This is a genomic window from Thermococcus sp. (assembly GCF_027023865.1).
Taxonomy (GTDB): Archaea; Methanobacteriota_B; Thermococci; order Thermococcales; family Thermococcaceae; genus Thermococcus.
In genome coordinates this window covers 290,993-317,702 of sequence record NZ_JALVUC010000019.1, presented here as the reverse complement: position 1 = coordinate 317,702, position 26,710 = coordinate 290,993, and the positions used below count along the sequence as shown (strand labels likewise).

Sequence of the window (26,710 nt, the reverse complement as noted above, 5' to 3'; positions counted from 1 at the left end):
AACCTCTCTGCTGGAATTGATTTAGGAGTGAACAATTTAATGGCCGTCTATGTCGAGAATGGAGAAAGTTTTCTCGTGAACGGAAGACCACTCAAGAGCATTGCCTTCTACTGGCGGAAGAAGATTGTTGACTATCAGTCAAAACTCAACAAGAGCGGGACTAAAAAGAGCAGAAAACTCAAAGCTCTTCATCAGAAGGCCAAACTCCAAGCCAAGCACTACATTAACACTGCCGTGAGGCAGACCGTCGAGAGGCTTTATCACCTCGGAGTTTCAAGGATCGTGGTCGGTTATCCTAAAGGCATCAGTAGAAACTCTGATAAGGGGACGAGGCAAAACTTCCTTCTTTCTCACGTCTGGCGGTTTAACACGGTGATTCAACGCCTCAGGGAGGTTGCCGAGGAGTATGGTATTAGCGTTGATGTCGTTGATGAGGCTTTCACTTCTAAGACCTGCCCTGTCTGCGGGAAGCCTCACTATGGGGCTCGCTTTGTTCGAGGATTGTTTAAGTGTCCCGTAACGGGGCTTGTGTTTAACGCGGATTTAGTTGGTGCTTTTAACATTTTGAGAAAAGCGGTAAAAACCATAACCCCGAACTTGGGCGGTTTGTTCGCTCAAGGGAGGGGTAACTGGCCGAAGACCCGGCCAGAGGGGCTGAAAGCCCGTTTTGGTTTGGGTTTTAATGAAGCCCCTCAAACCTCTCCACCCTTAGCGAGGGGTTAGCTCGTTGGAACCCTCGCCCTTCACGGCGGGGAGAAGGTCAGTTTATGCTTTCCAGCGATCGTTTCTCTGATGGTTTCATCTACCACAACCCTAAATTGGGTCGTAGATAATAGCAGGTTATCGTATCCCTCATAGAACGCAAAGACTTCCTACCGAACTTCCCGGGCCTTTGATGAGCCTCCAGCAGAAGCAGGTTACTCCTTTCAATCTCGTAGTATGGAACTTTTTGTAATATTTTGATTTACACTCCTGATAGGGGCAAGCCTTATAAGGTTTTGAATCGTACCGCCCCCGGTTGTTTCAAGTCATACACCGGAGGGGTTGGATTGCGGTTCTTAATAAGACTCCTGCCCGAGAACGAGCCCTTTAGGATCCCCTTCAGCCACCAGCACCACCTCCAGGGGCTCATATACCGCAGTATCGGCCGGATTAACCCTGACCTTAGTTTAAGTCTCCATTCCCCAAAGGTCCCAAAGCTCTTCACGTACTCGCTCTTCATGGCGGAGAGGAGGGAGCTTGCCGAGGACAGGAGCGGACTGCTCAGCCACGGACACGGCTTCTTCTACTTCTCGACCGCCGTCCCTGAGATAGCGGAGGCCTTCATAGGAGGGCTACTTCAGCGGCCTGAAGTGGAGCTCTGGGATGAGCGCTTCACAGCGGAGACGGTTAAAGCCCTGTACGAGCCGGAGAAGCTGAGCGGTAGGAAGTTCGTGACGCTCTCGCCGGTGGCGGTAACTACCAGGAGGGTCCAGTTCGGAAGGCCGAAGAGCTACGACCTCTCCCCCGCGGAGCCGGAGTTCTACGAGCTGATGAGGGAGAACCTCAGGGAGAAGTACATGCACCTCCACGGGGCCAGGCCGCCGGAGGAGTTCGAGATGAAGGTGTTAAGTGCAAAGCCCAAGCGCTTCGAGGTCAAGCCGGGCATCTTCCAGACCGCCTGGCATTTGGTCTTCCGCGCGAAGGGCGACGAAGGTTTGCTCAGGGCCGGTTATCTAGCCGGCTTCGGGGAGAAGAACTCGATAGGCTTCGGGATGGTGAAGGTTGATGGGAGAAGGCAGAGGGTGAAGAAGAGCTGGAGGGGAGGTGGAAAAGATCGGAAGGGAAAAGAGGCTTGATGAGTTCCTGACAATAAAACGCAACTCTCGTAAATCAAAAGACAAGTCTGTCATGTCTTCCCGTACCCAACAGGCAGAAACGTTAAACCAAGAATCAAGTTTCGCTTTAATCAAGGGCACAATAGCTAGAACAGATCGGGTAAGTGGGTTGCCCCACTTAGACGAGTTGACTCACCACCTGATATCAGTTGCCACAGCATCTTTGAAGTTCAATTCGCCAGAGACAACACTAGCGGCTTTAATTCATGACTATTACAAGCCGGTATTCGACTTTAGGTGGAACACAAGAAAAAACCGGTGGGGCTGGTATCACTATATAACAAACCAGAAGACATACGTTCAACTGTTGTCTGAGTTTAAGGACTCGATTAATGTTTTTAACGTTGCTAGGATATCTCAATGGCACCATCCGAACTATAAAACGAGAGGGTGCAATGAAATATGTCAAATCGAAAATAGCAAGCTTATTTCTGCATTAGAAACTAGCTTACCCTTCGCTTTGCCACAGAGAGATGATTATGTAATTATCCAGCACTTACGAGTTCCTGGAAAGTATAGGATGTTCCTACTAGCTTTGCTGAAAGAGATGCTTTCTAAGGAGTTAAGCCGTAGGTACGCGGAAAGATTTCAAAAGATACTGGGTGTTTCAAGAATTCGGTATGAGTATAGACCTATCCCATATCTTAAAAGAATAGAAGACGTGGGGAAGCTAATACAGGAAAACGACTGGAAAATTGAAATTAAAGAAAACACGATGATTATACCCCTACCTTCCAAGTTCCATAAGGAAGCTTTCTACTTCGAATACTACGAGGGATCGGAGATAGTGCTCGATATAGACACAAAAGCAAAGATGATCCGGGGCGTTAAAGTGCCATTCGGAATGGCTTTATCTACTATATATTTTGCTGGGACCCAAGACGCCTATTTGGTCTATGTTGATGCTGGAAATGGTTTACTACCCTTAGATACTCTTCTTGGTACGTTAATTGAAGACCTCAAGCGCTCTCTCTCAAAGAACAAACAGGAAACTGCATTTAATAGCATTGATATATCAAAAATTGCAAGATCTTTAACTGGCGAATTTGAGAGCGACACCATGTGTATTTTCTGTGGCGAACCTGGAGAATCTATCAGTAACAATGAAAAAGTGAAAAGCATTATGGCAAATAAGTTCACAGATACATGGCTTCTTTTAACGCATGGAGCGAGCGTATGTCCTGCATGTAAGCTTGGGTTTGAAATCGAAGAACTATTTAGAGCCCAAGGGGTGAACAAGTATCTCGCTGAGGAAGCGGTATTAGAAATGCGTCTCATATCTACTGAGGTTCCGATCTTCAGAAGTGAGAACCTCCTGCGGAGCATATCCTCAAAAATATGGCTTGAGTTACTGAGTGAGGTGTATTACTCCCTCCATAGATCCAAAGAGTTGCAAAAAATAACTAAGAAAAACGAATGGGCAACAGCATTTTACTTAAATCCCAAAGTGGTCATTTATCCATACATCGCAGATATGACTCCCCAAGTTCTAAGTGTTGCCTTACGCTATTCAAAGAAGAAGTTTGTTCTTCAAAGCGGCATTCACTCCAGAGTTGTGTTCCCAGGGAATGAAAAGGACATGACCTCTGAAGAGTTCGCAATAGCAAGGAAGTTTTACAGTTCTCATCCAAATACCGGTCCGAATCTTGTTCAGAGGATCAGGAGTGTTTATAATCCGATTTTTGGGGTTCCCAAAGTTGCTATACAAAAAGGAGGTGGCTCCCGTGCAAGAAAAAATTGAGGATTTAGTTGTTTCCTTGTTGGGTGCTATAGATGGCCTCGTAGACTGGGGGTCTATGGGGGACAAAGTTCGCAGAAAAAAGTATTCGATCCTTGCAAAGAGGATAGCAGTAGTCGCCAAGAGCTCCAATGACCTCAACGAATTTGTTGAGAAACTACTCAACCAGGTAGCTGGTGATTCCCTCTTTGTTTCACGAGAAAAAGGAGAAAACTTCAAAGAAGTATACAGGAAAGCAAAAGAGCACGAGGGGGAAGTTCTCAAGTTTCTAAAGGCCTACCCTTACCTGAGCACGGTTCTTTATGCAGCGTATGTTGAAAGCATATCTGGAGGTGGCAAAAATGAGAGTAGTACTGAAGATGAAGGCTCTTGAGCCTATAAGTGTTGGGTATGAGTCCATAGGAATAGAGACTCTACTCTATTCCCTACCAATAGTTAAGGAAGATGGCACTGCACTCGAGGTTCCAGTGATTCCAGGCAACAGCCTTAGGGGAGTTTTGAGAGATCAGATGGCGCTCCAGTTCCTAGAGGATGTGAAAAGTGCCCTAACGGAATCGAAGAAGGAAACTGGAGCTCCAGAAAAACAGGAGTCTTTAAATGCACACATTGGAACACTCATGTCTCTATTTAGTGGAGGGATACTTAGCGGTGAAGAGAAATCCCAAGGCATGCCCAACATCAAAGAGATAATGGAGAATTACATCTACCCTCTCCTGCCACTCTCCATAATGGGGGTTGCCCTAAAGAAAATAATCATCCCGGGGAGGATTAAGGTTGGAATTGGATATCCAGTTACTAAAGAAACAAAGTCTTTGCTAACTGATCTCGGGGTTTCCCTCAACGAGAGTACCCCTGCTCTTTCAGAGATTACCTCTTCGGTTTTAATAACCCGCAAAGACGATACGAACAAAGTAATGCAGCTAAAGGAACTGCTAAACGTTCAGGGCAAAATTGAAGAGGCCAAAGCTGGGGACAGCGCAGTACAACAGAGGTTATACAGGCAGGTGGTTGTTCCGGGAACAGTATTCTACAGCTATGTTGAAGATATAATTCCGATGACAGACGCAGAATGGGGGCTCGTTCTAAAGACCCTCGAACGTCTGGACAAAATTGGTGGTCGTGTTGCAGGGGGTCTTGGGAAAGTAAAAATCGAGCTATCTGGGATTGACGACAAAAAACGGGAGGACTTTATTAAGGCTTATACTAACAACATCCAGGACAACCTAAACACGATACTAAATGCATTAGAGACAAATCCCAACAGCTTCTTCAAGAGTTCCTCCAATTCTAGTGGAACTGCAGGAACCGACGGAAAAGGTTCAGGGGCATGAGGAACTTAAAAGACTCGCCGGAGGTGCAGTGATGTATCTGGTAACTCTAAGGTTCAGAGCTTATCCTCTGTCCTTCTCTCTTTCTAACCCAAATGAGCTTTCTCAGGAATTGATACCATTAGACGGTCCTTTAGCATTCACAGAGTACTATAAAACAAAGCTCTCAAACGACCCAGATTGGAGAGCTAAATACTTAGAAGACGTCTTAACGGCAAAAGAATTGGAATGGGTATCCGATATCAGAAGTTCGTATTTGTTGCCCTGCACTGTAAACAAGGAGACTCTCACAATAACAACGCCTATGGGATTCAAGGCAGTATTTAATGTTGATGACGAAGCTCGTTATGAGTTCTCAGAGGGGCAACGCCCTAAAAAGTGGGAGTCGTCTCAAATATTCCTACGACTTGGACGGAGAGATGATACAATCAAAGTCGAAATCTTGCGTAACTCCATGGGGGTTAGCTTAACAAAGAAAACCAAGGGACTCCCAAGTTCCCAGAGCGGCCCCTATAAGGCCGTGGATTATTCACTAAGGTTATATACTCCAAACTTAATGTGGGCCTCAATTGTTAACGGTATTTCTCAAAGAAAGCTTGATGAACTCCTACGCATCTTGGGGAAATTTGGGATAGGCAAGAAACGCAATATGGGGTGGGGTGACCTTCTGGAGTACCAGAGCTATAAGTTAGAGAACAAGAATATAACATCTGATTATATCCTTCACACACAAGGAGAGTCAAGATTCTTGGAAACATGGAGGCCAATTTCACCAGAAAAAATTGCTAAGATTATGACAAAACCGCCAAAAGATATAGGGTATAATAAGCTCTCTCTTTTAGACTCCAAAATTGGATACGGTGCGGAGAGGCCACCGTACTGGAGAAGGAACTTGGTAGTCAAGTTAGCATTATTCCTTGCAGAATAACAAATGGCTACATAAAAAACTACTGGTGGTATGGTTCTGAGGTGATGTAAATGGAAAATCCCGACAGGCTCGAAACGTTCAACCGGGAGATAAGGAACAAGATAGCAGGAAAGAGATCGCCGAGGAGGATATGGGTGACCTCTTTGAGCTTCTGCCTCAGGAGGGCGGCGCTCTCGACCTACCTTGGGACATTCAAGTACGAGCGCACCGGGGAGATGCTCCTCGGGACGCTGCTCCACAGATGGGTGCAGGAGAACGTTGACCTGGAGGAGATAGAGTTTGAGGTGCCGCTGGAGTACGGAATCACCGACGGCTGGATTCTCGTGGGGAGGGCGGACGCAATACTTGGGGACAGGGTGCTGGAGTTCAAGCTCAAGGGCTTCAACCAGGAGAACGGGCTCGGAAGCCTCGACGAGATGGAGGAGCCCTCGAAGATATGGGTGGAGCAGCTCAACGCCTACCTTAACATGGCCGGCTTGGATGAGGGCTACATCTACGTCTTCGACAGGGACGGCCTCGACTTCAGGCACTTCAAAGTGGAGAGGGACGAAGAGGCATTCAGCAAGATGCTGGGGCGCGCGAGGGTCGTGATAAATGGCGTGGAGGCCCTTGAGCAGGGAAAGTTCCCGGCGTGGATAATCCCACGTTATCATACTGAATGCGAGTCATGCCTATTCAAACCCATATGCAGCGCGGTAGACAGACCATGGGAGAAGTCTAGATGATGTCCTCCAGCGGGTTCTTCTCCACCCCCATTACATCTCGCTGGGGCATCGAGCGGAGTCTGTAGATCACGACGGAGTCCTCATCCTCCTCAATGAGGTCTTTCAGGCCGGCCTTTATACGCTCGAACTCGGCCCTGGTTACTTCTCCCTCGAAGACGCTGTTCTGAACCCAGTGAAGATGCTGGCGGAGGAACTTCTTCACCTTGTTAACCCGCTCGACCGAGACGTCGTAGACGATGACAATGTACACACTACCACCACCAGAATTATGACTCCTAGCTTTTAGGCCTTTTCCGTATCAACCTTAGACGGTCTTAATCACAAAGCTAGTATTTATGAGGACTACTTTTTGGGAAACCTCCTCAGTGGAGGTTTTGGAAGTCTTTAGTAACTTTTAGTTATTGTCTAACAATAAGTTACATAATTTAACGTAACTTGTAACGAAATTTTTTCAAAGTTTTGAACGGAGGGTTGTGAGGAGTGGAAATCTCTGGTACCCCAGTAGAAATCAACATGTTTTTGAATTAAGGGTTTTAAAGAGTGTTTTAGTCGGTTTAAGAGCATTTTCCCCTCTGGAGGTTTCGTGTACATAAAAGTTCACCCCAGAAACGCCCTTATGGCATGAAGTTATCTGCTGAACCCAACCATCCAATGGGCGGAAATCCATCTATCTCAGGGCTTTCCCAAGACCCCTCTGGGAAAAAGTTTATAAGATTTGAGAGTTCTTATCGTCCCATAGAGCAAATGGAAGAAAAAGTCGACCTGTTGCAATAAGACTCTAGGAGAATTGAAACTTCTTCAAAGCGATACCTCCGGGTTCGTATTCGTGGCGTTGCAATAAGACTCTAGGAGAATTGAAACGTGACGTCGGATGCTGGCGTTGGGCGGGCTAAGGTTGTTGCAATAAGACTCTAGGAGAATTGAAACCTGGAAGCTCCAACGACCAGCTGATGGCCACACTCATGTTGCAATAAGACTCTAGGAGAATTGAAACGAAGCGGTGGCAGGAAGACTTTGAGGCGAAAAAGCTGTTGCAATAAGACTCTAGGAGAATTGAAACTATGTTTCCATGACAACCCTTTTTATTTTTTGTTTATGTTGCAATAAGACTCTAGGAGAATTGAAACTATGTTTCCATGACAACCCTTTTTATTTTTTGTTTATGTTGCAATAAGACTCTAGGAGAATTGAAACATGATGATTAAATTATCCGTGCTTTGTATCCACACACGGTTGCAATAAGACTCTAGGAGAATTGAAACCCCATATGAATTTTGGAGTTTTTTCTTTTAGCCACGTTGTTGCAATAAGACTCTAGGAGAATTGAAACCTTTAAGCCCCTTGAGCCTGAACTCGGCCTCGTATGCGTTGCAATAAGACTCTAGGAGAATTGAAACGTCGAGGACTTTCTCGATCAACTACTTGGGACGCACGTTGCAATAAGACTCTAGGAGAATTGAAACTTAGGGCACGGTAAAGCTCCTTTGCCCTGCTGACAAGGTTGCAATAAGACTCTAGGAGAATTGAAACCTGGAATCAGTTTGTTCATTATTATGTAGTTCAGCCCAGTTGCAATAAGACTCTAGGAGAATTGAAACTCGGTGTTGGTGGGCTGGGTGAAGTTGTAATAAGGGTGTTGCAATAAGACTCTAGGAGAATTGAAACTGTAGTAAGCACTAATACCCGTCAGGGGCAGGTTCGAGTTGCAATAAGACTCTAGGAGAATTGAAAGTCATACCCTGAAGGGCGAGGCTTGTGAAAAGGAGGAGGTCAGTGTTCTCTTGAGAGGGCGGTAGCGGAGGTTGCAATAAGACTCTTCTACAATTTTCACAATTATATACGGAAAAAGCGTTCAAAAAACTACGGTAGAAGCGTAGGTAATAGTGAAAGTGGAAGTGGACGAAAAAACAATTTCTACAAATAACTATCGAAAAAGGTGGTTTTTTTGTAAAAGTGTGGGGTGTGGTGGGCACATGTCATTATTGTGATGTGGCGCACGGGCGCTGTGACGTTTACACCATTTTCACTATTTTCACTTCGAAATACACTTTTACTCTATACATATGAATAATATGCGTGAGTTTCTCACGCGTTGTCGAGGTGTAAAAGTGTAGAAAGAGTGAAAGTGCAGAAGTGAAAAAGGAGTTAGAGTGTAAACGTGAAGAGAGTAAAAGTGTAAGTGAGTAGAAAAAGTGAAAATGTAGAAACATGGTATCAAGGTATCAGGGTATCAAGGAGGTGGGGGAGTGGAGTTGGCTGAGAGGATAATGGGGGTTACCGGAGGAGCCTCTCAACGAGGGAGCTCGCTAAAAAGTACAGGATGAGCCTAAGAGACATTGGAAAGATCCTGAAGGACGAGGGTTGTTGAAAACCAGAGAAAAATCTTTTGTTAAAGAGGTGTATAAGAGTGTAAATTGCCAGTGACCTCCAAACTTAGAATCTCCCGAATGTTTCACTGTTTTCTATCTACAGAGTGTAGATTTTTCTCCCGTTAAAGCAAAGATAACTGTGTAAGAGTACGTACCAAATCCATCGGCATTCCAGCTTAGCCTCAACGTTAAGCGTTGCCTCACATTTTCCTTGTCTCAAGGTACTAACTAGTTCTGAAACTTTATAGGATTACAGCTTATGACCTCCCCCCCACCCTGAAGGGCGAGGCTTGCAAAAAGAAAAAGTCAGAGTACAAGAAAACGGAGATTTTCTTTTCAAGCCCACCTTAAAAGCAGGGAAGAGATCAGCTCGAGTGCAATATTTCACAAAGAGAAATGTAATAACTTGCTTTAATGTAGCATTCAGCACTTCGATGAACATTTTTTCGTTGAGGTAACGTTATAAGCATTGGTTCCAATGGTTGTCGGTGATCCTCATGGCGCTGAGCGACAGGCTGAAACTCGTCAATCCTTCTGAGATAAGGAAGCTCTTTGATCTCGCCCAGGATATTGAGGGCCTTATCTCCCTGGGAATAGGTGAACCGGACTTTGTAACACCCAAGCATATTATGGAGTATGCCAAGGAGGCCCTTGATAAGGGAATGACCCACTATGGCCCCAACGCGGGACTTCCGATGCTCCGTGAGGTCCTCGCAAAGAAGTTCAAGGAGCAGAATGGCATTGAAGCAAATCCAAAGACGGAAATAATGGTTCTTGCGGGAGCAAACCAGGCGTTTCTGATGGGATTTGCGGCCTTCCTTAAGGATGGTGAGGAAGTTCTCATCCCAAGTCCCGCCTTTGTAACCTATGCTCCTGCAGTTATCCTCGCCGGAGGGAAGCCCGTGGAGGTGCCAACCTACGAGGAGAACGAGTTCCGCCTTTCGGTTGACGACTTGGAGAAGCACGTTACTGAAAAAACCCGCGCGCTTATCCTAAACACACCAAACAATCCGACAGGTGCGGTTCTGATGAGGAAAGACATTAAAGAAGTAGCGGACTTCGCGGTGGAGCACGACCTCATGATCTTTAGCGATGAGGTTTACGAACACTTCGTCTACGACGGCGTTAAGAATCACAGCATCGCTTCCCTTGACGGCATGTTCGAAAGGACCATAACGGTTAACGGGTTCTCGAAGACTTTCGCAATGACCGGATGGAGGCTCGGCTTCGTTGCGGCCCCTGCCTGGATAATCGAGAGGATGACCCGCTTCCAGATGTACAACGCAACCTGCCCTGTTACCTTCACCCAGTACGCGGCAGCTAAAGCTCTTGACGACGAGAGGAGCTGGAAGGCAGTCGAGGGGATGAGAAGGGAGTACGACAGGAGGAGGAACCTCGTCTGGAGGAGGCTCAACGAGATGGGACTCCCGACGGTCAAGCCTAGGGGGGCCTTCTACATCCTCCCGCGTATCAGGGATACGGGTCTAACCGATCATCAATTCAGCGAGCTGATGCTCAAGGATGCGAGGGTTGCGGTGGTTCCGGGAAGCGCTTTTGGGAAGGCCGGCGAGGGCTATATCCGGATAAGCTATGCTACAGCGTATGAGAAGCTCGAGGAAGCGATGGACAGGATGGAGAGAGTCCTAAAGGAAAAGAAGCTGGTTTGAACTAGAGCCTTGTCAGCTCCACATTCCTCACCTTTTTCTCCCTTTCATCAAACTCTATTACCGAGTAGTAACCCTTAAAGAGTGGGCCGGGGTTTACAATGACCGTTTCACTGATCTTGTCAGTGCTTCTCGCCTCGTGGATGTGGCCGCAGACGACGAGCGGGGGCTGTCTCTCTTCAATGAACTCCCTGAGCGATAGGCTACCGACGTGGAGTCCCGAGTGAACTCTATCAGCCCTTGTATCCTTCGGCGGAGTGTGGGAAAGGACTACATCTCCATCGTGGTAGTTTTTCTCAAGTATCGCTCTCATCTCGTCCTCCGTTAGCTCCCAGACGGTGTTGAAGGGGGTGATATTGGAACCGCCGATTCCCACTATCCCAGTACCTTTAAACTTGACCCTCCTGTTATGGAGGCCGATTCCAAGTTCCTCAAGGAGAACCGGAACGTCCCGTCCGTCGCAGTTGCCGTGAACTGCGAGAATGGGTACGTTAAGGGTGAGCAACGGTTTGAGAACCTTTCTGGCCGAGTCCCTTCCTGAGAAGTGGGTTATGTCCCCGGCAAGTAGAATCAGGCCTGGCTCTATCTCCAGAACCTTCTCGGTGAGCTTCTCAACCTCTGAAACCCGTCCGTGGACGTCGGTGATGGCCAGGATTCTCATTCAATCACCTCCAAGGTCCAGGTAGGGAATCACCTCATCGTATGCATCGCTCCAGTCTACTACTCCGACGCGTTTTTGGGTTCCCCTCGCTAGGAGGCCAATTATCTCCTCAACGATCTCCCCCGGGGTTTTTCCAGTCGCATCAACCTCAATAACGCGTTCGTTCTCCTCGAGGGCCTCGACGAGGATGACATCTATGAATTCGGCCTCAACGTTCTCTGACAGCTTTTTCCTTGAGTAACCTCTCTTTTTCAGCCTATCAGCGACGAGTTTTGGATGAGCACGGAGGACTATAACGAGGTCTGCAGGGACGAAGTGGCTCAAATGGCCATCGATAACGACGTTTTTTCCGCTAAACGCCTTCTCCATCTTCCCCGCAAGTTCATCAACATCTATTTCCAGTTCTTCTCCTATCGGTCTGCCTATACCGTTCTCAACAGCGAACTCCTTAACTCCGACGTACCCGTAGCCCAGCCTCCTGCTCAGGAGCTTTGAAACGGTCGTTTTTCCCACACCAGGGGTCCCTGTCACGGCGATTATCATCTTTCCACCGGTGTATCCCTTCGTTCTCCTAGTTTATAGGCGTGTTCCTCGGCGATTGACGAAGGTATTCATAGCATTTGGCGAAAAGCTTATAAGGTTTGGATACCCTTAATAGAGCAGGTGATACATATGGAGAGGTTGAAATCCACACTTCTCGAGAGGAGGCTTGAGGTCGTTAAGAAGAGGAAGGAGTCACTCCTCAAGGAGGAGGCCAGGCTCGTGAGGCTCGCCCGCCAGAAGCAGGTCAAGGCGGTCCAGCTCGCTAAGGTTAAGAAGGAGAAAGTTGCCCTCGCATTTGAGGAGGCAAAGCTCCTCCGCGCCCTAAAGCAGGGGACGCCCTCCCTGTGAGGCCCTTACCTTCTTCTAGAATTTACTGCTTTCTTCGATTCGGTTCTGAACGTTGGATAACGAAGGAGAAAAGGGAAGGAATCAGAAAACGTTGAGCTTGTCCTCGAGTATCATCTTCTGGATCTTGGTTATGTCCGAGAGCCAGGCGTCCGCTATCTCATAGGCCGGCTTCTGGATGGTCTCGAGGTGGTAGCCTTTCTTTGGGATAACTTGGATGCTGGCAACGAGAGGTTCGTCGATGGGCTTGCCTATCTGGCTCAGAATCCTGACGTAGACCTCTTCCACACCCTCTATCTGTTCAGCAATGTCATTAGCAATGAGCATTGAGAGGAGATTGTAAATCTTTCCGACGTGGCTGACCGGGTTCTTACCCGCGGCGGCCTCCATACTCATGTGCCGGTTGGGTGGTATCAGGCCGTTTACGCGGTTGCCCCTTCCAACGCTTCCGTCATCTCCAGCTTCAGCGCTCGTTCCGGTGACGGTGATGTAGTAGATGTCTTTCTTCGGGTCGTCCGCGGTGTTGACGTAGATCTTGGTCGGTCTCTCGGTGTGGGACTCAACTATCCCTCTCGCGGCCTCGTAGATGGCCTCCTTAACGGCCATGTAGTCGTCAGGGTTGTCAACCTCGCTGTCAACTATCGCTGCCGCTATCGTGAGGTCAATCTCGTCGCCCTTTCTAAGCCCCATTACCTTAATGTCCTCACCGATGGCAGGCCACTTCTTCTTGAACTCGTCGCCGTTGAGGAGCTTCTCCGTCTCGTAGACTATCCTTTCAGTCTCACTAAGCGGGGCGTAGCCGACGCCGAAGCTGGTGTCGTTCGCCAGAGGAATTGGGTTTTCTCTGGCTTTGTTGAAAACCCCAACGAGATCGACGCTTCCCTGACCGATGCGGGAGTCAATGACGACATGGTGCTCGAGGTCGAGGTGACGAACGGCCTTCTTTAGGTAGTCGCGGGCGGCCTTTATGGCAACCTCATGGACCGGGAAGATTTCCTTATCAACAAGTTCGACTGCCCTCCCAGAGAGGAGGATGTAGATCGGCTTTATGACCTCGCCGCCGCCGAACTGGGGGTAGGCCTTACCCCCGACAACTTCAACTTGGTCAGTGTTGTGGTGGAGGATTATACCGTACCTTTTTATGTACTCCCTGCTTAGTGACCTGCTGACCGCCTCGGCTATGCCGTCGGCAATGCTGTCCGGGTGGCCGATGCCCTTCCTCTCAACGAGTTCCACTTTCTGCATCTCAACGGGAGTCCTTACCATTTCCTCAACAACTATGTTCCTCACCTTTTCGTTCATGAGCGTCACCACCTTCCGGTTGAGCAGAGACCCTTCGGCGGCACCCTTATATAATTTTCGGCATGAAAAAAACTGTTATATATTCCTACTGGTTATTAATCTCAAAAGTCTTAGAATCTTCCCCGAAAATCCTTCGTATGCATCTGACTGCGCCCGATGGCCCGGACAGGGAGTGGTTTAAGCATGCTGAAAATTATATAAGCCGGCCATGAGCGGGTGCGACGATTCCGGGCGGCACAGGACCCCCTTTTAACTGCCTGAGAGTGTTCGGCCTTCAATGAAGAAGGGGATAAGAGGCCCACATTTTTAAGCTTCCCCTCTAAACTCCTCCGGTGAGAGCATGAAACTGAGGGAGATAATAGCTGAGATTAGAGAAGTCCTTGATGAGAAGGATTCCCTTCGCGAGGAGGCCCTTAAGCTGACACGCGAGATTGTGAGGCTCAGCGGGGACACGATAAAAGCCCTCCACAGAGGGGAGACCGAAAAGGCCCGTGAGAGGTTGGAGATCACCCATCTAAAGATAAAGGAGCTGAAAGAGAAGCTCAGGGGGCACCCTGACCTTTATCACACCGGCTATGTCCAGAGCGCCCACCAGGAGTTCGTGGAGGCAAGCCTGTTCTTCGCGTACATGACCGGGGGGGAGTTTCCAGCACCGGAGGAGCTTGGCGTTCCACACGCCGATTATTCCCTTGGGATAGGTGACCTCATTGGGGAACTCAGGAGACACTTTCTTCTGCTTTTGCTCAATGGAAAGCTGGACGAAGCCGAGGAGACCTACCGTTTCATGGAGAGCGTTTATGAGGAGCTTATGACGCTGGAGTACCCGAAGGGCCTCGTTAACGTGAGGGGGAAGCAGGACCAGGCTAGGGGGATCCTTGAGAGAACCCTGGAGGATTTGACGAGGGCCAAGCTCAACGCCCGGCTTGAGTCCCGGCTGAGGAGTGCGGTTGAGGTACTGGAGGGTCAAGTGGAGGATTAATTACATAATTAGGTGATCAAATGATTAATGAATTAAGTGGTTCAGAAAACGTTGAGGTTCTCCCCGAAAGGCTAATCGCGCTGGCCCGGGCGCAGGAAAAACTCTCCATGAGGATATTGGAAAGGCCCCTTGATGTTTCCCAGGTGAAGACTGTCGCTGCGGTTGATGTCTCCTACCGAAACAACAGAGCAAAGGTTGCCTTCGTCCTCTGCTCATTCCTGGAGTGCGAACTTTTGAAGACAAGGACTGTGGAGACGGAGATCAGGGCACCTTACATTCCTACCTACTTTTTTCTCCGTGAGACGAGGCCGGTTCTGCTGGCGGTTAGGGGGGAGAAATTCGACGTTCTCCTTGTTGAAGGGCATGGGAAAGCTCACCCTAGGCGCTACGGTCTGGCATCCCACATAGGTCTTCTCCTCTGGAGGCCAACCATTGGGGTGGCAAAAAGACCGCTGAGGGGCGTTCCTCTCGACCTCCTGGAAAAGGTGGGAAAAACTTATGTAAGCGTGGGAAATCTAATCGACTTGGGGTCGGCCGTTGAAATAGTCAAAAAACTGCTCAAAAGCGGCTATCCCAAACCCCTTAAAATCGCAGACAGACTTTCAAAGGTGAGAACATGAAGAAGATTGAACTGCTCACGCTCCTTGCAGAGAACGGTGCCGTCGGGGAAAAAACAAGGATTACGATGAGGGGTCTCGGGGACGAACTCGGGATTTCTCCTCAGTCAGCTATGAGACTCCTGGACGAAATGGAGAAGGAAGGTCTGGTGGAAAAGACCGTCGAGGGCAAGAAGACCTACGTGGAGATAACTCCAAATGGTTTAGCGTTCCTAGAAGAGCTCTGCGGCAGGGTTTTCTCGGCCATCCACAACGGCACCATGGTCGGAGAGGTCATTTCGGGCATAGGTGAGGGGGCTTACTACGTTAGGAAATACGCGCCAATAATCAGGGGGTATCTGGGCTTTGAACCCTACCCCGGAACCCTCAACGTGAAGGTCCTCTTTCCAAGAACGATATTCGACGCATTCTACAACGTCCAGCCGGTTATCCTGCCGGGCTTTGTAAGGAACGGGCGCACCTTCGGCGATGTTAAGGCTTATCGGGTAAGAATAGACGGGATTGAGGGCGCGGTTGTGATACCTTCAAGGACGATTCATCCCCCGAAGATAGCCGAGGTTGTTGCACCGGTCTACCTCCGCGAGGCGCTCGGGCTGGCGGATGGCTCTAGGATAACACTAAAGGTTGTGAGAGGATGAGGATCGACTGGAAGAGGATTTCGGTGTTCGCCGGCATGGGATCCTTTCTCGGATTCGTGGTCGCAATCCTGCTTTATGAACCCTTGGAGCAGATGAACATGATTTACCTGATATACGTGGGGTTCCTGGGCGGCACCTTCCTCGGCCTGAGAGGGGAGAAACTTGAACGTTTCAACGCCTCTGCATTTTCGTTTCCCCTCGGGGCTCTCTCTTCGCTTCTCCTAATTATATGGTGGGTTCCTGGGAATGCAGGTATGACACCCCTCTACCTCGTCCTAGGCCTGACGCTGGGGGTTATGATGTTCATCCGCCCCCCTTCATTCTCAGATGTGGTGACCGTCCCCATGGCTTACTTAGGAGGCTTTGTCCTCGTGGTGCTGACCCTCAAGGACTACCCGCCACTCGCCGGGAACGAGTTCGTGATACCAATCATATTTCAGGTCTCAGGCAGTGCCACGGCACTGGCGTTCTTCGGTTCGTTGGCAAGATGGGGCTATGGGTTCGCGAGGAGACTGGCCGAGGGAAAGGTTGGTGGAGGTAATGTTTAAATACGTTCGTCAGTAACCTATCCCGGTGATTTAAATGGTAACGCGCCTCTCAAAGCTCTACGGCAAGCAGATTTACAACACAAAGGGCCACTACGTGGGTTACGTTGATGAAATACTCATAGACATTAACCGTGGAGCCGGAAGGGTTCTGGCCCTAGGTCTGCCCGGGGAAAAAGTCGGTGTTCCCTACGAGCGGGTCACCGCCATAGGGGACATAATCCTAGTGAAGGCAAAGGAGGAGTGATCAACCCTCTTTAACTTTTAACGCCTCGAGGAACTTCTCCGTTATTGCCTCCTCTGCAAGCCTCAGAAGCGAGTTCTTGTCCTTTGCAAGCTTGAACAGACCTAGGGGTATCCTCGCTCCGCCGGACTGCGAGTGCCCTCCCCCGCTTCCTATGTCACCAAAGGCCCCCCTAAGTGCCGTGCCTATGTTGACCCTAACGTCGCGTGTCCTGGCCGATATTTCTATCCGGTCATCTACGATTCCAAAGACGAGGACCGTGTTTATACCCTCAAGGCGGAGGAGGAAGTCCGCGGATTCTGCTACCGCGTCGCGGTTGGTTATGAAGCCCACGTTGCTTATGACCACGTTCTTGTAGATGCGCCTGTTCATTATCGCCTTGGCGAGTATCTCCGCGGTTTCAGTGCTGATATCTGGGTGCTCTATCTTGTCAAGGAGTTCGTAGTCGACGCTTCCAGCTAAGAACTCTATCGCCTTGAGGTCAACGTGGCTGAGCTTCGAGAACTTCTTCGTATCCACATAGATGCCGTAGAAGAGCGCCGTGGCGAGGAGCTTAGAAACGGGCATGTTGAGTGTCCGCAGGTACTCGGCCATTATCGCGGCGGCGGAATGAACGTCTGGCCGTATATCTATGAACGCGTCCTCGGGGATAAGCTCCTGTAGGTGCTGGAGACTCTGATGGTGATCAACTATTATCTTTATCCTCTCATAGTCAGGCTGCTCAAGGGTCGTGAGGTTTCCGTTCGGCTGGCAGTCGACCAGCGCTATGAACGGGTAACGCTTAAGCTCGTAGGAACCCGGGGAGACGCGTTTGATGTCCACCCCCAGGAGATTCACAAAAGCCCTGTTCTCGTGATGGGTTACCTCCCCGCCGTAGACTATCTGCGTTTTCAGCCCTATGGTCCCGGCTATAGCGCTCAGTGCTGCGGCGCTAGCTATAGCATCGGGGTCGGGATTGTCATGCATGAGAATTAGAAGGGAGTCCCCCCTGGATTTGAGTTCCTTGAGCTTCCTTACGAGGAGTTTTGCGTTTTTGCTCTCCCCTATTCTCTCAACGCTCTTTATGATTGCATCTCTCAGGGCATTCCTGGGAGAAACCGCATAATCCACCTTAACGTCCGCTTCGTAGGCTTCTCTTATCTCCTCGAGTAGGCTTTCCACACTCACCTCATCTGGGAGAACGATGAGTACTGGTACATCTCGGTTGTTGCTCCTGACCACGTAGACTGTTTTTTTAACCGTTTCAATGTTCGTCGTGGTTATTATGACGAGTTCCGCCCGGTCTATGCCCGCTTTAAGTAGAGTCGCAGTGTACGAGAAATCCCCGTGAACGACGTTGAATCCGCTCTCTTCAAGTGCTTTTGCCCTTACCTCGTCCTTCTCGATTATCGTTACCTCAAACTCGCCCCTAAGTGACTCGGCGACCGAACGCCCGAGGGCGCCTCCTCCCAACACCAGCACCCGCATGATGCTCACCTTTCTGCACAATAATGTTTAAATACAAGCGCCATTATACTAAGACGGTGATATTCCTCTCAGGGTTCTTTGAACGAGGGATATATATAGCTAATGGTGGTGACAATGCAGTTGCCCGACAAAAGCCCCATGGTGGAGAACGCAGTCGTTACGTCAGCTGATGACTTGGTGGGGACAGTCAAAAATGCACTTCAACAGGGAAGCGGGGCTTTTCTCAAGGTATTCGCGAAGGGTAAGGAGGGCAAGTACTACATCACCCTGCTCATTGACAGGACAAAGTTGCTCGCTTCAGAGGGCCTTGTAATCGACACCAAGAGGTCACTCATCGGTGAGGAGGCAATAACGGCTCTAAAGTCAGTCCTCCGAAGCCCCATGGTCGTTGACATTTATCCCCTCGATGAAATAGAACTCAAGCTCTCGATAGCGGAAAACGTTGATGCATACTCTCAAACCCCCAAGATCAAACTGGAGGAGCTTTTTAAAGGCAAGGAACCTCCCGCCGTCCGGGAGACACCTGCCCCTGTTTCAAAGAAGGTGCCACAGGAAAAACTCCCTCCCACCAAGCCCGTGGAGCAGGTCCCCCAGCCCACAAATGTCGTCCCGAAGGGGGAACCCGAAAAGCCAGAGGTCACTGTTAATCTACATGGGGGGCACATTCCTGAGAATGCCTTTCAGACCTATGCCGAGTACGTAATGAGGGATGCAAAGAAGATACGCGGGCTTACAATCAACAGAATTGAGTTCGATGCCAACGTCGGTGAGGGCGTTGTTTACCTCAACGTCCACGTCTACGGTAGCTCATCGGGGAGCTCACGGGAGGTAGAGGTCGCGGAGAAGAGGTTGCTTCATTCCGTCAGCAAATACGCCCCGGTTATACTCCGTGAGGCCGAAATCAAACCCATAATCCGCGATGTCAGCGTTGTGATAGATGGCCGGGAGATCAAGCCTCAGGAGATAGTTGACAGGGACAAGAAAAAAACCGGGAACGTGACCAAGGACGGCAGGATAACCCTCTCCGTCCTCGAGGACGTGTGGCCCTACTTCAGCAACTTCGCAAGAACGGTTGTAGGCGAAATCGAAGGAGCTGGAATAAAGATCACGAAGGCTTACTTTGACATCCGCGGTAGGAGGGAGTTCGAGGTAAATCTCTCGGCGGCAGTCGAGACTAACTTGGTTCCCGATGAAGCAAAAAAGGCGGTTGGAGATATACTCAGCAGGCACGCCAAGGAACTTGGAAGGAGCATTAACCACTATACAAGCGTCCGCAATATCGACCTCGAGTTCATAACGACCCCCAACGTTGCCCAGACAGCTACACCGGCTCAGAAGTCCGTTGTTTCAAGTGGGAAGGCAGCCGAAATACTCGCCAAGAAGGAACAGTTTGAGGAGGAAGTAGAGCAACTCCTCAAGCAGGCTGGCATAGACGAGCTCGCCGTCCTGACAGAGGCCAAGAAGAAGGAGAGCGAGGATACAATACTGAAGAGCCGCATAGAGCCCGCCATTGAAACTCTCAAGAACAGAATACACGCGGAGCTCAAGCTCATTCCCAGGGTTACGTTCAAGTGGCTCAAGCTCAACCACGAGATCATGGGTTCGACGGTCCACGTTGATATAGAGGCGAGCTTCCTACATGAGAACGTCGGTGGACTGTTCGGCTCGTTCTCGGGAGTATCCGAAGAGAGGATAAAACAGGACATAGAGGAGACGATCAAACGCGTCATCCGTGACGTGGCCAGGGAATACAGTATAGGAATAACCCTCAGGAAGCTCAGCATAATCCTCCGCTGATTTCTCTCTTTTATGCCTCTAGCAGGTGTCCCGCTGGAGTTCAGTACTCAAGATCGTCATCATCCTTGCGTCAGCTCTGCCGAGATCATCATCGCCTATTCTTGAGTGAAAGGGTTAATAAGCTACATTTCGTTGTAAATCTTAACGTTAAGTTTTTAAGTTAACTGGTCTCTCCTCCATCATGGACGGATTCACCCTCGGCGTGCTGGCGGCTTTAACCTCGGCCTTCTCATGGGCCGTCTCGACAATACTGGTGAAAGTGGGCATGAGGAACAAAAGTCCCGTCGCCGTCAACATCGTCAGGCTCTACATAGTCTCTGCTATGTTCTTGGTTATATTCACCTTTAGCGGCACCTTCGGTCAAATCCTGAGCCTCAAGCCGGAACTCTTTGGGGTAGCTTTTCTGTCCGGAATCCTAGGCTTCGTTGTCGGAGACTACTTCTACTTCCACGCCCTCAACGACATGGGAGTTTCAAGAACGGTTCCGGTAACATCGACCTATCCCCTCTGGGTTATGCTGTGGGCCTTTCTCTTTTTAGGGAGGCATATTAGCGTTAGGATGCTCCTTGGGGTGGTTCTGGTCGTTGCATCGGTGGTAATCGTAAAAAGGGCTGAGGAAAGCGAGCACTCCAACCCAAGAGGTTTCCTTTTTGCGATTCTAGCGCCGGTATCATGGAGCCTCGCGATACTCTTAATGGACTGGCTCACATCACATGTGCCGGTTCTCCCACTCGCGGGCCTCAGGATGATGTCCGCTGCATTGGGAATATCCCCTATCCTTCCAAAATACGCTGGTGAACTCAGAGAATTAACCCTTAAGGAACTCGCCGTTCTGACCGGCGTCGCACTCAGCGGTCTCCTCGTGGGGCAGTATTTCTTCGTTTACGCCGTTGGAAAGGTTGGTTCCCAGATAGCAGCACCTGTCTCTGCCATAAACCCGATAATATCATCGGCCCTGGCGGTACTCATTCTCGGGGAGCCCCCCAATGGGAGGATACTGATCGGCCTCCTGCTGGCCGTTTCAGGAGTGATCCTTATCTCTGCATGAGCAGGTTTTTAAATCGTGAACCTTACACTAAAACGCCGACAGTGAGGGGACAACAGTCTCCTCATGGGCTCGGTCAATCCGCCTCCGCGAGGTATCGGGTTCAGTGAGCGGAGCGTGCTCACGCCGAGCCCACAGGACCGGGAGCATCCACCCGTGCGAGGGAATGAACGCGGGTCTCTGTACCCGGCCCACACTTCGATGCTCTTCTGAGGAAGGTTTATAATACCCGGAACTGACCAATAACCGGTGGTTATTGTGGTGATAATACCCCGCCCCATAGACCCATCGGAGATACGGAAGGTACGAAAGGAACTGGGAATAACTCAGGAGGAGCTTGCCAGACGGGCGGGGGTAACACAGGCATACATAGCAAAGCTCGAGACGGGGAAGGTTGACCCCAGGCTCTCCACCCTCAACCGGATTCTCCAGGCCCTCCACGAGTACAAACACGCCCAGCTCACAGCAAAGGACGTCATGTCATCACCGGTTCTCTCTGTAAAGCCCTATGAGACGGTTGAGAACGTCATTAAACTAATGAACGAGCACAATATCTCCCAGATACCAGTTATAAGCGGGAGTAAGGTGGTAGGCTCCGTCACGGAGAGAACCCTCGTGAGGCAGAGCCTTGAGTATGAAGACATCTACGGCCGGAAGGTTATGGAGGTAATGGAAGAGCCATTTCCAATAGTAAACGAAGACGAGGATTTAGAGGTCGTTAAATACCTCCTGGAAGACAATCCAGCCGTTCTCGTCCAGAACAAAGAGGGCAGGGTAACCGGAATAATAACCCGTGTGGATATATTCCGTATAACCAAGTCCAAGGACTGACGGAGAAAATATCCAACAACCTTATATACCCCTCTTCTGACCTTAAATGGACAAATAATCCAGGTGAGTGAAATGAAGAAGACGGCGGTTTTGCTTGTCCTCATCTTCCTTGGTGCCGTCGTTGCCTCCGGATGTATCGGGGGAGGAAGCACGACAGCCACAACGCCCACCACAGTGGCATCAAGCGCTGGCCTTCATGCTTCAAGCAGTTCAAGCACCACCGAAACCACGTCATCCATTGCACAGCAGACCGTGGCCCAAAGCCAGAAAGCTTACTATCCGATAACCGTCAAGGACTTTGCCAACAGAACCGTAACTATAAAAGCCGAGCCGAAGAGGGTCGTAACCCTCGCCCCCAGCATAACCGAGGACCTCTACTACCTCGGACTCTTCAACAGGGTCGTGGGAGTTACGAACTACGACGACTTTCCCCCTGCTGTTGCCAACGTCACCAGAATCGGTGGCTACGGTAAGTACGCGAACCTTGAGAAGATTGCGGCACTTAAACCAGACCTCATAATAGCGGACAGTTACTCCCTTCCAATTCTCAACAAGCTCGAAGAGATAGCACCCGTTCTCATCGTTGACCCGCACTCCCTGAAGGGCATTCCCAGGGCACTGACACTCCTTGGAGAGGTTTTTGACGCTCAGGATGCCGCGAAGAAGGCCATTGATGAGTTCAACGCAAAGATAGATGCCATAGCCTCAGCGGTCAAGGACGAACCGAAAGTTAAGGTCTTCTATGTGGTTTGGAACAAACCCCTCATGACGGCAGGGGGGAATACGTTCATCAGCGACGTCATAAACCTCGCTGGGGGGATAAATATATTCAACGATACAAAGGGCTGGCCTAGCGTGAGCATTGAACAGGTTTTAAAGAGAAACCCACAGGTCATAATCCTAACCCCCCATTGCGGGATGACCGTCCAAGACGTTTACAAGGGGCCGCTGGCAGGCACGACCGCCGCTAAGGATGGGCGCGTTTACATGATAGAGAACGAGGGCGACCTCATCCACCCAAGCCCGCGCGTGGTCAATGGTCTTGAGATAGTGGCAAAGCTCCTCCACCCGGACGCGTTCAAGGCCAAGTACCCAATGACCATCGTGGACTTTGAGGGAAGAAAGGTAATTATTGAGAAGGAACCTCAGAGGATAGTCAGTCTCGCACCAAGCATCACCGAGACCCTGTTCTACATAGGGGCAGGTAATAAGGTTGTAGGTGTCACAAACTACGCGGACTTCCCGCCGGCGGTGAAGAACATAACACGCGTTGGTGGCTACGGTAAGTACGCGAACCTTGAGAAGATTGCGGCACTTAAACCAGACCTCATAATAGCGGACAGTTACTCCCTTCCAATTCTCAACAAGCTCGAAGAGATAGCACCCGTGATAATAGTCTCTCCAAATAACCTCAGCGGGGTTTACAGGCAGATTAAGCTTCTCGGGAAGGTCACTAACAGGGAAGAGGCCGCGCTGACGGTGGTTGCCGACATGAAGGCGACGGTAGCCTACGTTGAATCGATGGTGAGGGGGAAGCCCAGGCCGAGGGTATTCTTCCTCCTGAGCTACTACAACGGTTACTGGACGGCAGGAAACGGCACCTTCATCAACGACCTCATAAACCTCGCCGGCGGTGAGAACATCTTCAGCGACATAAAAGGATGGAAGGCGGTGAGCGAGGAGCAGATAATAGCCAGGAACCCCGATGTCATCATAATCTCCCCCAACGCGGGGATAAAACCGAAGAACCTCTGCAATGGGCCGCTTGCGAGTGTTAACGCCGTTAAGAACGGCCGCGTTTACGTGCTGAGTGATGAGGACCTCGTTGTGAGGCCGGGTCCGAGGGTAGTTCTCGGGTTGGAGGAGATAGCAGAACTCCTGCATCCGAGTGTCTTCCACTATCAGGTCCAGCCACTGGCCTGCAATGTGACCTCCCCGACGGGCTGACCCAAAGGTTATAAGCTTCCATTTTCTCTTTTCTTCAGTGGTATAATGGAAAAGAAAAGTCTCTACCGCATCCTGCTCGTTCTGGTCATCTTCCTGGCTGTGATCTACACCCTTGGGGTGATTGGCCTTATACCCTTCAAGTGGAGCTATTACATCACCATCTTTATGATAGTGCTGTTCTTCTACCTCAAGCTCGAAGACCGTTTGGGGCGAACCTAAGGAGGACAAAGTCCCCGTAGCGCTCAACCTCAACAAAGCCCCTGCGGATGTAGTAATGGTAAGCCTCAAGCTCCGGAAAGGTCACAATGTAGGCGTCCCTTCCAAGCTTCCCCAGTCTTCTCACGGCGAAATTCAACAGTTCGGAGCCGTAGCCCCTCCCTTGGTGCTCAGGGTCGACCATGAGGAACTCTATCAGACCGGTTCTCCCGTTTTTTATGTCCTCCGGAACCCACGGAATATCCTTACCCTGGAAGGTGTAGATGAGGGCCACCGTTCCCGTAATCTTTCCGTTTTCCCTCAGGATGTAGAGTTCGTCAAACTCATCTTTGAGGCGGAACTCAAGGAACGGCTCATACACCCGTTTGAATCCTTCAAAATCGTCCGGAGAGGGCTTCTCTTCAACCCATTCGAGAGCTGGATAGGCTCCTCCTGTATCCCTGTAAACGCCGAACGCGAACATTAACAGTTCATCTTTCAGTTCAACGGGCCTCCCAGCCCTCAGGATTTCTCCCTTCATCGCAATCCCCAAAGGTTATAACCTCTGGAGGCATAATAATCCTTCGGTGATAGCATGAACGAGATAGAGGCCATTGCACTGGCCCTTGAGGTTGAAAAGACAGAACTTAAGTTCTACATAAGGTTGGCGCGCAAAGCCCGGGATGAGAGGGCAAGGAAGATGTTCCTGTTTCTAGCCAAGGAAGAAGCAGAGCACTGGGACCTCTTTGAGGGGAAGTTCCTCGAGGAAGTGGCCGAGAAGTGCGAGCTTCCGGCGGTGGATAGGAAGATGCTTGAGAAGCTGGTCGTTGAAGCCGATGAGAAGAACCTCAGCGAGATCGATGCAGTGAGAATCGGCATGGAGCAGGAAAAGCTCACCTGGGAGTTCTATGAAGAGGCCGCGAAGGAGGCGGAGCACGACTCAGTCAGAAGGCTCTTTGAGGAGCTCGCGAGGATAGAGAAGTCCCACTACGAGCTTCTCAAGGCGCAGTACGATTCCATCATGAAGACGGGTATCTGGATGGACTACCAGGACTTCAGCCTTGAGGTTGATTGAAGGACTACAGGGAACCCACGACGAGCACCAGGACACGTGGATTATGAAAGCTGAGATACTGGTACTCGATGTCATCTTCCTATTGAATAGTGGGGGGTTTCACCCACGAGGGAATGGGAGTTCATCTCCTGGAAGGCCCTTCTCCCCGTCACATTTTCTCCTAAAAACACGCCTTTTGGAGTAAGGGAGTATAACTCAAAAACAGCGGATGGCTAGGGCCATCAGCCTTTTATGGTTCAATCTATGCCTCGTAGAACGATCAAGGCTTTTTTTCAGAGTTTTGATTTTCATAAATTTTTCTATGACGTTTCATGGAGAAAAAGATTTAAACAAATTGACACAATATTCATATGACAAGTGTCATATGGAGGTGACAATATGGCCGCGAAGGTTCCAAAGAATGGAAAAGAGGCAGGAATTTTAATGAGGTGTGACCAATGCTCCATGAGCCAGCCAGGGGGATGTACGCTTAGAGGCATCTGCGGTAAGGATCCGGACCTGAACTCCCTTCAGGAGGCCCTTATCTACGGTATTAAGGGAACTGCCGCCTATTACTTCCACGCCTACGAGTTAGGATATAAGGACAGTGAAATCGGCTTCTTCCTAAGCAAGGCCCTGTACTCAACGCTCACCAATGTGAACTTCGATAAAAACCGCTTCCTTGAGCTTATCCTAGAGAACGGAAGGATACACCTCAAAGCAATGGAACTCCTTGATAAAGCCTACACCGAGACCTACGGAAACCCGGAGCCGGTTAAGGTCCCAACCGGAACCGACGAAGGACATGGAATACTCGTAACCGGCCACACTTACCGGGCGCTTTATGAACTACTGAAACAGATCAGGGAGATGGGACTTGAGGATGAAATCAGAGTTTACACCCACTCGGAGATGCTTCCGTCCCACTCTTATCCAGAGTTCAGGAAGTTCAAGTCCCTCTACGGCAACTGGGGCGGTTCCTGGGTCTACCAGAGGAAGGAGTTCACCGCGTTTCCTGGTGCCATACTGGGAACCAGCAACTGTGTGCAACAACCACCGAAGAGCTACGCCGACAGGATGTTCACAACTGACATAGCGGGTCTCGAAGGTGTTCCACACCTTGAAAACGACTACGAGCCCCTAATCAAACGCGCCCTTGAAACCCCAAGGATGGAGAGAAAGGAAGATGGCCACGTAGTTACGGGCTTCCACCACACCAACGTTCTCCCCTTGATGGACAAGCTCATTGAACTCATCAACGAGGGCAAAATAAGGCACGTCTTCGTAATTGGCGGCTGTGACGTCCCCAATCCGAAGATGAGCTACTATGAGAAGCTCACCGCGATGGTCCCCAAGGATGCCATAATCCTCTCGGCCGCGTGCGGTAAGTTCCGTTACAACAGGCGCGACTACGGTGAGATAGAGGGAATACCCCGCTTTATGGACTTCGGCCAATGCAACAACGTCTATTCCATAATCCAGATTGCAGGAGCACTCGCGAGGAAACTTGATGTCGGCCTCAACGACCTCCCGGTGAGCATAGTCCTCAGCTGGATGGAGCAGAAGGCAGTAGGAATCCTTTACAGCCTGTTCTACCTCGGGATTAAGGGCATCTACCTTGGTCCAAAGGCTCCGGAGTTCTTCACACCAAACGTCCTTGAGACCATCAGGAAGAAGTTTGACCTCAGGCCCATAGGTGAGCCGGAGGAGGACCTGAAGAGAATGCTCAACTCAACAACTGCCGTCAGTGAGGATTCTCCCCTTCTCGACTGATTTTTCCTTAATTTTTTCAACTTTTAAGAACAGCCCCCCGGCAGGTTGAACCACCTGACCCCGAAACTCACCCACATTAAGCTATCCTAAACGGTGTT

At 49.9% G+C, this 26,710-nt stretch carries 26 protein-coding genes, 1 pseudogene and 1 CRISPR repeat array; of the genes and pseudogenes, 21 read left to right on the top strand and 6 right to left on the bottom strand.

The features are described 5' to 3' along the window. The 7 genes from MV421_RS07390 to MV421_RS07360 form a co-directional block, all read left to right on the top strand. On the top strand, positions 1-723 hold a 723-nt coding region (locus MV421_RS07390; RefSeq protein ID WP_297518091.1), incomplete at its 5' end, for a transposase. A gap of 326 nt (positions 724-1,049) precedes the next feature. Beyond that, complete coding sequence (gene cas6, locus MV421_RS07385; protein ID WP_297518087.1) at positions 1,050-1,838, top strand: CRISPR-associated endoribonuclease Cas6; 789 nt, start codon at positions 1,050-1,052, stop codon at positions 1,836-1,838. Continuing rightward, on the top strand, positions 1,807-3,618 hold the full coding sequence (locus tag MV421_RS07380) for a hypothetical protein (protein WP_297518084.1): 1,812 nt from the start codon (positions 1,807-1,809) through the stop codon (positions 3,616-3,618). Before cas6 ends, MV421_RS07380 begins: the two co-directional genes overlap by 32 nt. Then, on the top strand, positions 3,602-3,988 hold the full coding sequence (locus tag MV421_RS07375; protein WP_297518081.1) for a hypothetical protein: 387 nt from the start codon (positions 3,602-3,604) through the stop codon (positions 3,986-3,988). Before MV421_RS07380 ends, MV421_RS07375 begins: the two co-directional genes overlap by 17 nt. Then, entirely contained in the window at positions 3,957-4,946 is a 990-nt protein-coding gene (locus tag MV421_RS07370) for an RAMP superfamily CRISPR-associated protein (RefSeq protein ID WP_297518078.1), read from the top strand. The genes MV421_RS07375 and MV421_RS07370 overlap by 32 nt, the downstream gene beginning before the upstream one ends. A 31-nt stretch (positions 4,947-4,977) precedes the next feature. Next, positions 4,978-5,871, top strand: coding sequence for a hypothetical protein (locus MV421_RS07365; protein ID WP_297518075.1), 894 nt, complete (start codon positions 4,978-4,980; stop codon positions 5,869-5,871). Between the two features lie 50 nt (positions 5,872-5,921). Continuing rightward, complete coding sequence (locus MV421_RS07360) at positions 5,922-6,596, top strand: PD-(D/E)XK nuclease family protein (RefSeq protein ID WP_297421675.1); 675 nt, start codon at positions 5,922-5,924, stop codon at positions 6,594-6,596. Here MV421_RS07360 and cas2 read toward each other — a convergent pair. Then, complete coding sequence (cas2, locus tag MV421_RS07355; RefSeq protein ID WP_297421677.1) at positions 6,589-6,846, bottom strand: CRISPR-associated endonuclease Cas2; 258 nt, start codon at positions 6,844-6,846, stop codon at positions 6,589-6,591. The two genes, MV421_RS07360 and cas2, sit on opposite strands and share 8 nt — an antisense overlap. A 514-nt stretch (positions 6,847-7,360) precedes the next feature. Beyond that, a CRISPR array of direct repeats spans positions 7,361-8,328; the repeat unit is 30 nt; unit sequence GTTGCAATAAGACTCTAGGAGAATTGAAAC. A 1,134-nt stretch (positions 8,329-9,462) separates the two neighbouring features. Here cas2 and MV421_RS07350 point away from each other — a divergent pair. Continuing rightward, positions 9,463-10,632, top strand: coding sequence for a pyridoxal phosphate-dependent aminotransferase (locus tag MV421_RS07350; protein ID WP_297418070.1), 1,170 nt, complete (start codon positions 9,463-9,465; stop codon positions 10,630-10,632). Between the two features lies 1 nt (position 10,633). On the opposite strand, the gene MV421_RS07345 is transcribed toward MV421_RS07350, so the two are convergent. Together MV421_RS07345 and MV421_RS07340 are read right to left on the bottom strand one after the other, a co-directional pair. Continuing rightward, positions 10,634-11,290: a metallophosphoesterase gene (locus MV421_RS07345; protein WP_297417986.1), complete on the bottom strand. Its 657-nt coding sequence runs from the start codon at positions 11,288-11,290 to the stop codon at positions 10,634-10,636. Beyond that, entirely contained in the window at positions 11,291-11,833 is a 543-nt protein-coding gene (locus MV421_RS07340; protein WP_297417989.1) for an adenylate kinase family protein, read from the bottom strand. A 129-nt stretch (positions 11,834-11,962) separates the two neighbouring features. On the opposite strand from MV421_RS07340, the gene MV421_RS07335 reads away from it, so the two are divergent. Beyond that, positions 11,963-12,181 carry a hypothetical protein gene (locus MV421_RS07335; RefSeq protein ID WP_297418073.1) on the top strand — a complete coding sequence of 73 codons (219 nt, stop codon included), beginning with the start codon at positions 11,963-11,965 and terminating at the stop codon, positions 12,179-12,181. A gap of 81 nt (positions 12,182-12,262) precedes the next feature. On the opposite strand, the gene MV421_RS07330 is transcribed toward MV421_RS07335, so the two are convergent. Then, positions 12,263-13,480: a methionine adenosyltransferase gene (locus MV421_RS07330; RefSeq protein WP_297417992.1), complete on the bottom strand. Its 1,218-nt coding sequence runs from the start codon at positions 13,478-13,480 to the stop codon at positions 12,263-12,265. A 337-nt stretch (positions 13,481-13,817) separates the two neighbouring features. Here MV421_RS07330 and MV421_RS07325 point away from each other — a divergent pair. The 5 genes and pseudogenes from MV421_RS07325 to MV421_RS07305 form a co-directional block, all read left to right on the top strand. Next, positions 13,818-14,459 (top strand): annotated as a pseudogene (locus MV421_RS07325) (haloacid dehalogenase); the annotation flags it as partial. A 20-nt stretch (positions 14,460-14,479) separates the two neighbouring features. Then, the gene (locus tag MV421_RS07320) at positions 14,480-15,079 is read left to right on the top strand and encodes an endonuclease V (protein ID WP_297417995.1); all 600 of its coding nucleotides are present in this window, start codon (positions 14,480-14,482) and stop codon (positions 15,077-15,079) included. Continuing rightward, a complete protein-coding gene (locus MV421_RS07315) occupies positions 15,076-15,714 on the top strand; it encodes a CTP-dependent riboflavin kinase (RefSeq protein ID WP_297417998.1) in 639 nt (212 codons plus the stop codon). The genes MV421_RS07320 and MV421_RS07315 overlap by 4 nt, the downstream gene beginning before the upstream one ends. Further along, a complete protein-coding gene (locus tag MV421_RS07310) occupies positions 15,711-16,262 on the top strand; it encodes a hypothetical protein (protein WP_297418003.1) in 552 nt (183 codons plus the stop codon). Before MV421_RS07315 ends, MV421_RS07310 begins: the two co-directional genes overlap by 4 nt. Positions 16,263-16,296: 34 nt before the next feature. Next, a complete protein-coding gene (locus MV421_RS07305) occupies positions 16,297-16,506 on the top strand; it encodes a PRC-barrel domain-containing protein (protein ID WP_297418006.1) in 210 nt (69 codons plus the stop codon). On the opposite strand, the gene MV421_RS07300 is transcribed toward MV421_RS07305, so the two are convergent. Next, complete coding sequence (locus MV421_RS07300; RefSeq protein ID WP_297418008.1) at positions 16,507-17,970, bottom strand: DHH family phosphoesterase; 1,464 nt, start codon at positions 17,968-17,970, stop codon at positions 16,507-16,509. It lies immediately after the preceding gene. Positions 17,971-18,084: 114 nt separating this feature from the next. Between MV421_RS07300 and MV421_RS07295 the strand changes: the two genes are divergently transcribed. The 5 genes from MV421_RS07295 (at position 18,085) to MV421_RS07275 (ending at position 23,809) form a co-directional block, all read left to right on the top strand. Then, on the top strand, positions 18,085-19,767 hold the full coding sequence (locus tag MV421_RS07295) for a hypothetical protein (protein ID WP_297418011.1): 1,683 nt from the start codon (positions 18,085-18,087) through the stop codon (positions 19,765-19,767). Between the two features lie 181 nt (positions 19,768-19,948). Next, positions 19,949-20,815, top strand: coding sequence for a DMT family transporter (locus MV421_RS07290; protein WP_297418014.1), 867 nt, complete (start codon positions 19,949-19,951; stop codon positions 20,813-20,815). Between the two features lie 255 nt (positions 20,816-21,070). Continuing rightward, positions 21,071-21,643 (top strand): CBS domain-containing protein, encoded by a 573-nt coding sequence (locus MV421_RS07285; RefSeq protein ID WP_297418076.1) that lies wholly within the window; start codon positions 21,071-21,073, stop codon positions 21,641-21,643. A gap of 72 nt (positions 21,644-21,715) precedes the next feature. Further along, positions 21,716-23,590, top strand: a complete 1,875-nt coding sequence (locus tag MV421_RS07280) for an ABC transporter substrate-binding protein (RefSeq protein WP_297418017.1) — start codon at positions 21,716-21,718, stop codon at positions 23,588-23,590. A 45-nt stretch (positions 23,591-23,635) separates the two neighbouring features. Beyond that, entirely contained in the window at positions 23,636-23,809 is a 174-nt protein-coding gene (locus MV421_RS07275) for a hypothetical protein (protein WP_297418019.1), read from the top strand. On the opposite strand, the gene MV421_RS07270 is transcribed toward MV421_RS07275, so the two are convergent. After that, a complete protein-coding gene (locus MV421_RS07270; RefSeq protein WP_297418022.1) occupies positions 23,778-24,326 on the bottom strand; it encodes a GNAT family N-acetyltransferase in 549 nt (182 codons plus the stop codon). The two genes, MV421_RS07275 and MV421_RS07270, sit on opposite strands and share 32 nt — an antisense overlap. 54 nt (positions 24,327-24,380) lie before the next feature. On the opposite strand from MV421_RS07270, the gene MV421_RS07265 reads away from it, so the two are divergent. Next, positions 24,381-24,860 (top strand): ferritin family protein, encoded by a 480-nt coding sequence (locus MV421_RS07265; RefSeq protein WP_297418024.1) that lies wholly within the window; start codon positions 24,381-24,383, stop codon positions 24,858-24,860. 378 nt (positions 24,861-25,238) lie between these two features. Then, positions 25,239-26,612 carry a hydroxylamine reductase gene (gene hcp / locus MV421_RS07260; protein WP_297418027.1) on the top strand — a complete coding sequence of 458 codons (1,374 nt, stop codon included), beginning with the start codon at positions 25,239-25,241 and terminating at the stop codon, positions 26,610-26,612. The last annotated feature ends 98 nt before the right edge of the window (positions 26,613-26,710 follow it).

Excerpts from the sequence above, each read along its gene's own strand:
- MV421_RS07280 (WP_297418017.1), top strand. The coding sequence starts at position 21,716 with ATGAAGAAGACGGCGGTTTTGCTTGTCCTCATCTTCCTTGGTGCCGTC.
- MV421_RS07360 (WP_297421675.1), top strand. The coding sequence starts at position 5,922 with ATGGAAAATCCCGACAGGCTCGAAACGTTCAACCGGGAGATAAGGAAC.
- MV421_RS07305 (WP_297418006.1), top strand. The coding sequence starts at position 16,297 with ATGGTAACGCGCCTCTCAAAGCTCTACGGCAAGCAGATTTACAACACA.
- MV421_RS07265 (WP_297418024.1), top strand. The coding sequence starts at position 24,381 with ATGAACGAGATAGAGGCCATTGCACTGGCCCTTGAGGTTGAAAAGACA.
- MV421_RS07330 (WP_297417992.1), bottom strand. The coding sequence starts at position 13,480 with ATGAACGAAAAGGTGAGGAACATAGTTGTTGAGGAAATGGTAAGGACT.
- MV421_RS07350 (WP_297418070.1), top strand. The coding sequence starts at position 9,463 with ATGGCGCTGAGCGACAGGCTGAAACTCGTCAATCCTTCTGAGATAAGG.
- MV421_RS07365 (WP_297518075.1), top strand. The coding sequence starts at position 4,978 with ATGTATCTGGTAACTCTAAGGTTCAGAGCTTATCCTCTGTCCTTCTCT.
- MV421_RS07340 (WP_297417989.1), bottom strand. The coding sequence starts at position 11,833 with ATGATAATCGCCGTGACAGGGACCCCTGGTGTGGGAAAAACGACCGTT.
- MV421_RS07290 (WP_297418014.1), top strand. The coding sequence starts at position 19,949 with ATGGACGGATTCACCCTCGGCGTGCTGGCGGCTTTAACCTCGGCCTTC.
- MV421_RS07275 (WP_297418019.1), top strand. The coding sequence starts at position 23,636 with ATGGAAAAGAAAAGTCTCTACCGCATCCTGCTCGTTCTGGTCATCTTC.
- MV421_RS07310 (WP_297418003.1), top strand. The coding sequence starts at position 15,711 with ATGAGGATCGACTGGAAGAGGATTTCGGTGTTCGCCGGCATGGGATCC.
- MV421_RS07295 (WP_297418011.1), top strand. The coding sequence starts at position 18,085 with ATGCAGTTGCCCGACAAAAGCCCCATGGTGGAGAACGCAGTCGTTACG.
- MV421_RS07300 (WP_297418008.1), bottom strand. The coding sequence starts at position 17,970 with ATGCGGGTGCTGGTGTTGGGAGGAGGCGCCCTCGGGCGTTCGGTCGCC.
- hcp (WP_297418027.1), top strand. The coding sequence starts at position 25,239 with ATGGCCGCGAAGGTTCCAAAGAATGGAAAAGAGGCAGGAATTTTAATG.
- MV421_RS07345 (WP_297417986.1), bottom strand. The coding sequence starts at position 11,290 with ATGAGAATCCTGGCCATCACCGACGTCCACGGACGGGTTTCAGAGGTT.
- MV421_RS07315 (WP_297417998.1), top strand. The coding sequence starts at position 15,076 with ATGAAGAAGATTGAACTGCTCACGCTCCTTGCAGAGAACGGTGCCGTC.
- MV421_RS07335 (WP_297418073.1), top strand. The coding sequence starts at position 11,963 with ATGGAGAGGTTGAAATCCACACTTCTCGAGAGGAGGCTTGAGGTCGTT.
- MV421_RS07270 (WP_297418022.1), bottom strand. The coding sequence starts at position 24,326 with ATGAAGGGAGAAATCCTGAGGGCTGGGAGGCCCGTTGAACTGAAAGAT.
- MV421_RS07370 (WP_297518078.1), top strand. The coding sequence starts at position 3,957 with ATGAGAGTAGTACTGAAGATGAAGGCTCTTGAGCCTATAAGTGTTGGG.
- MV421_RS07320 (WP_297417995.1), top strand. The coding sequence starts at position 14,480 with ATGATTAATGAATTAAGTGGTTCAGAAAACGTTGAGGTTCTCCCCGAA.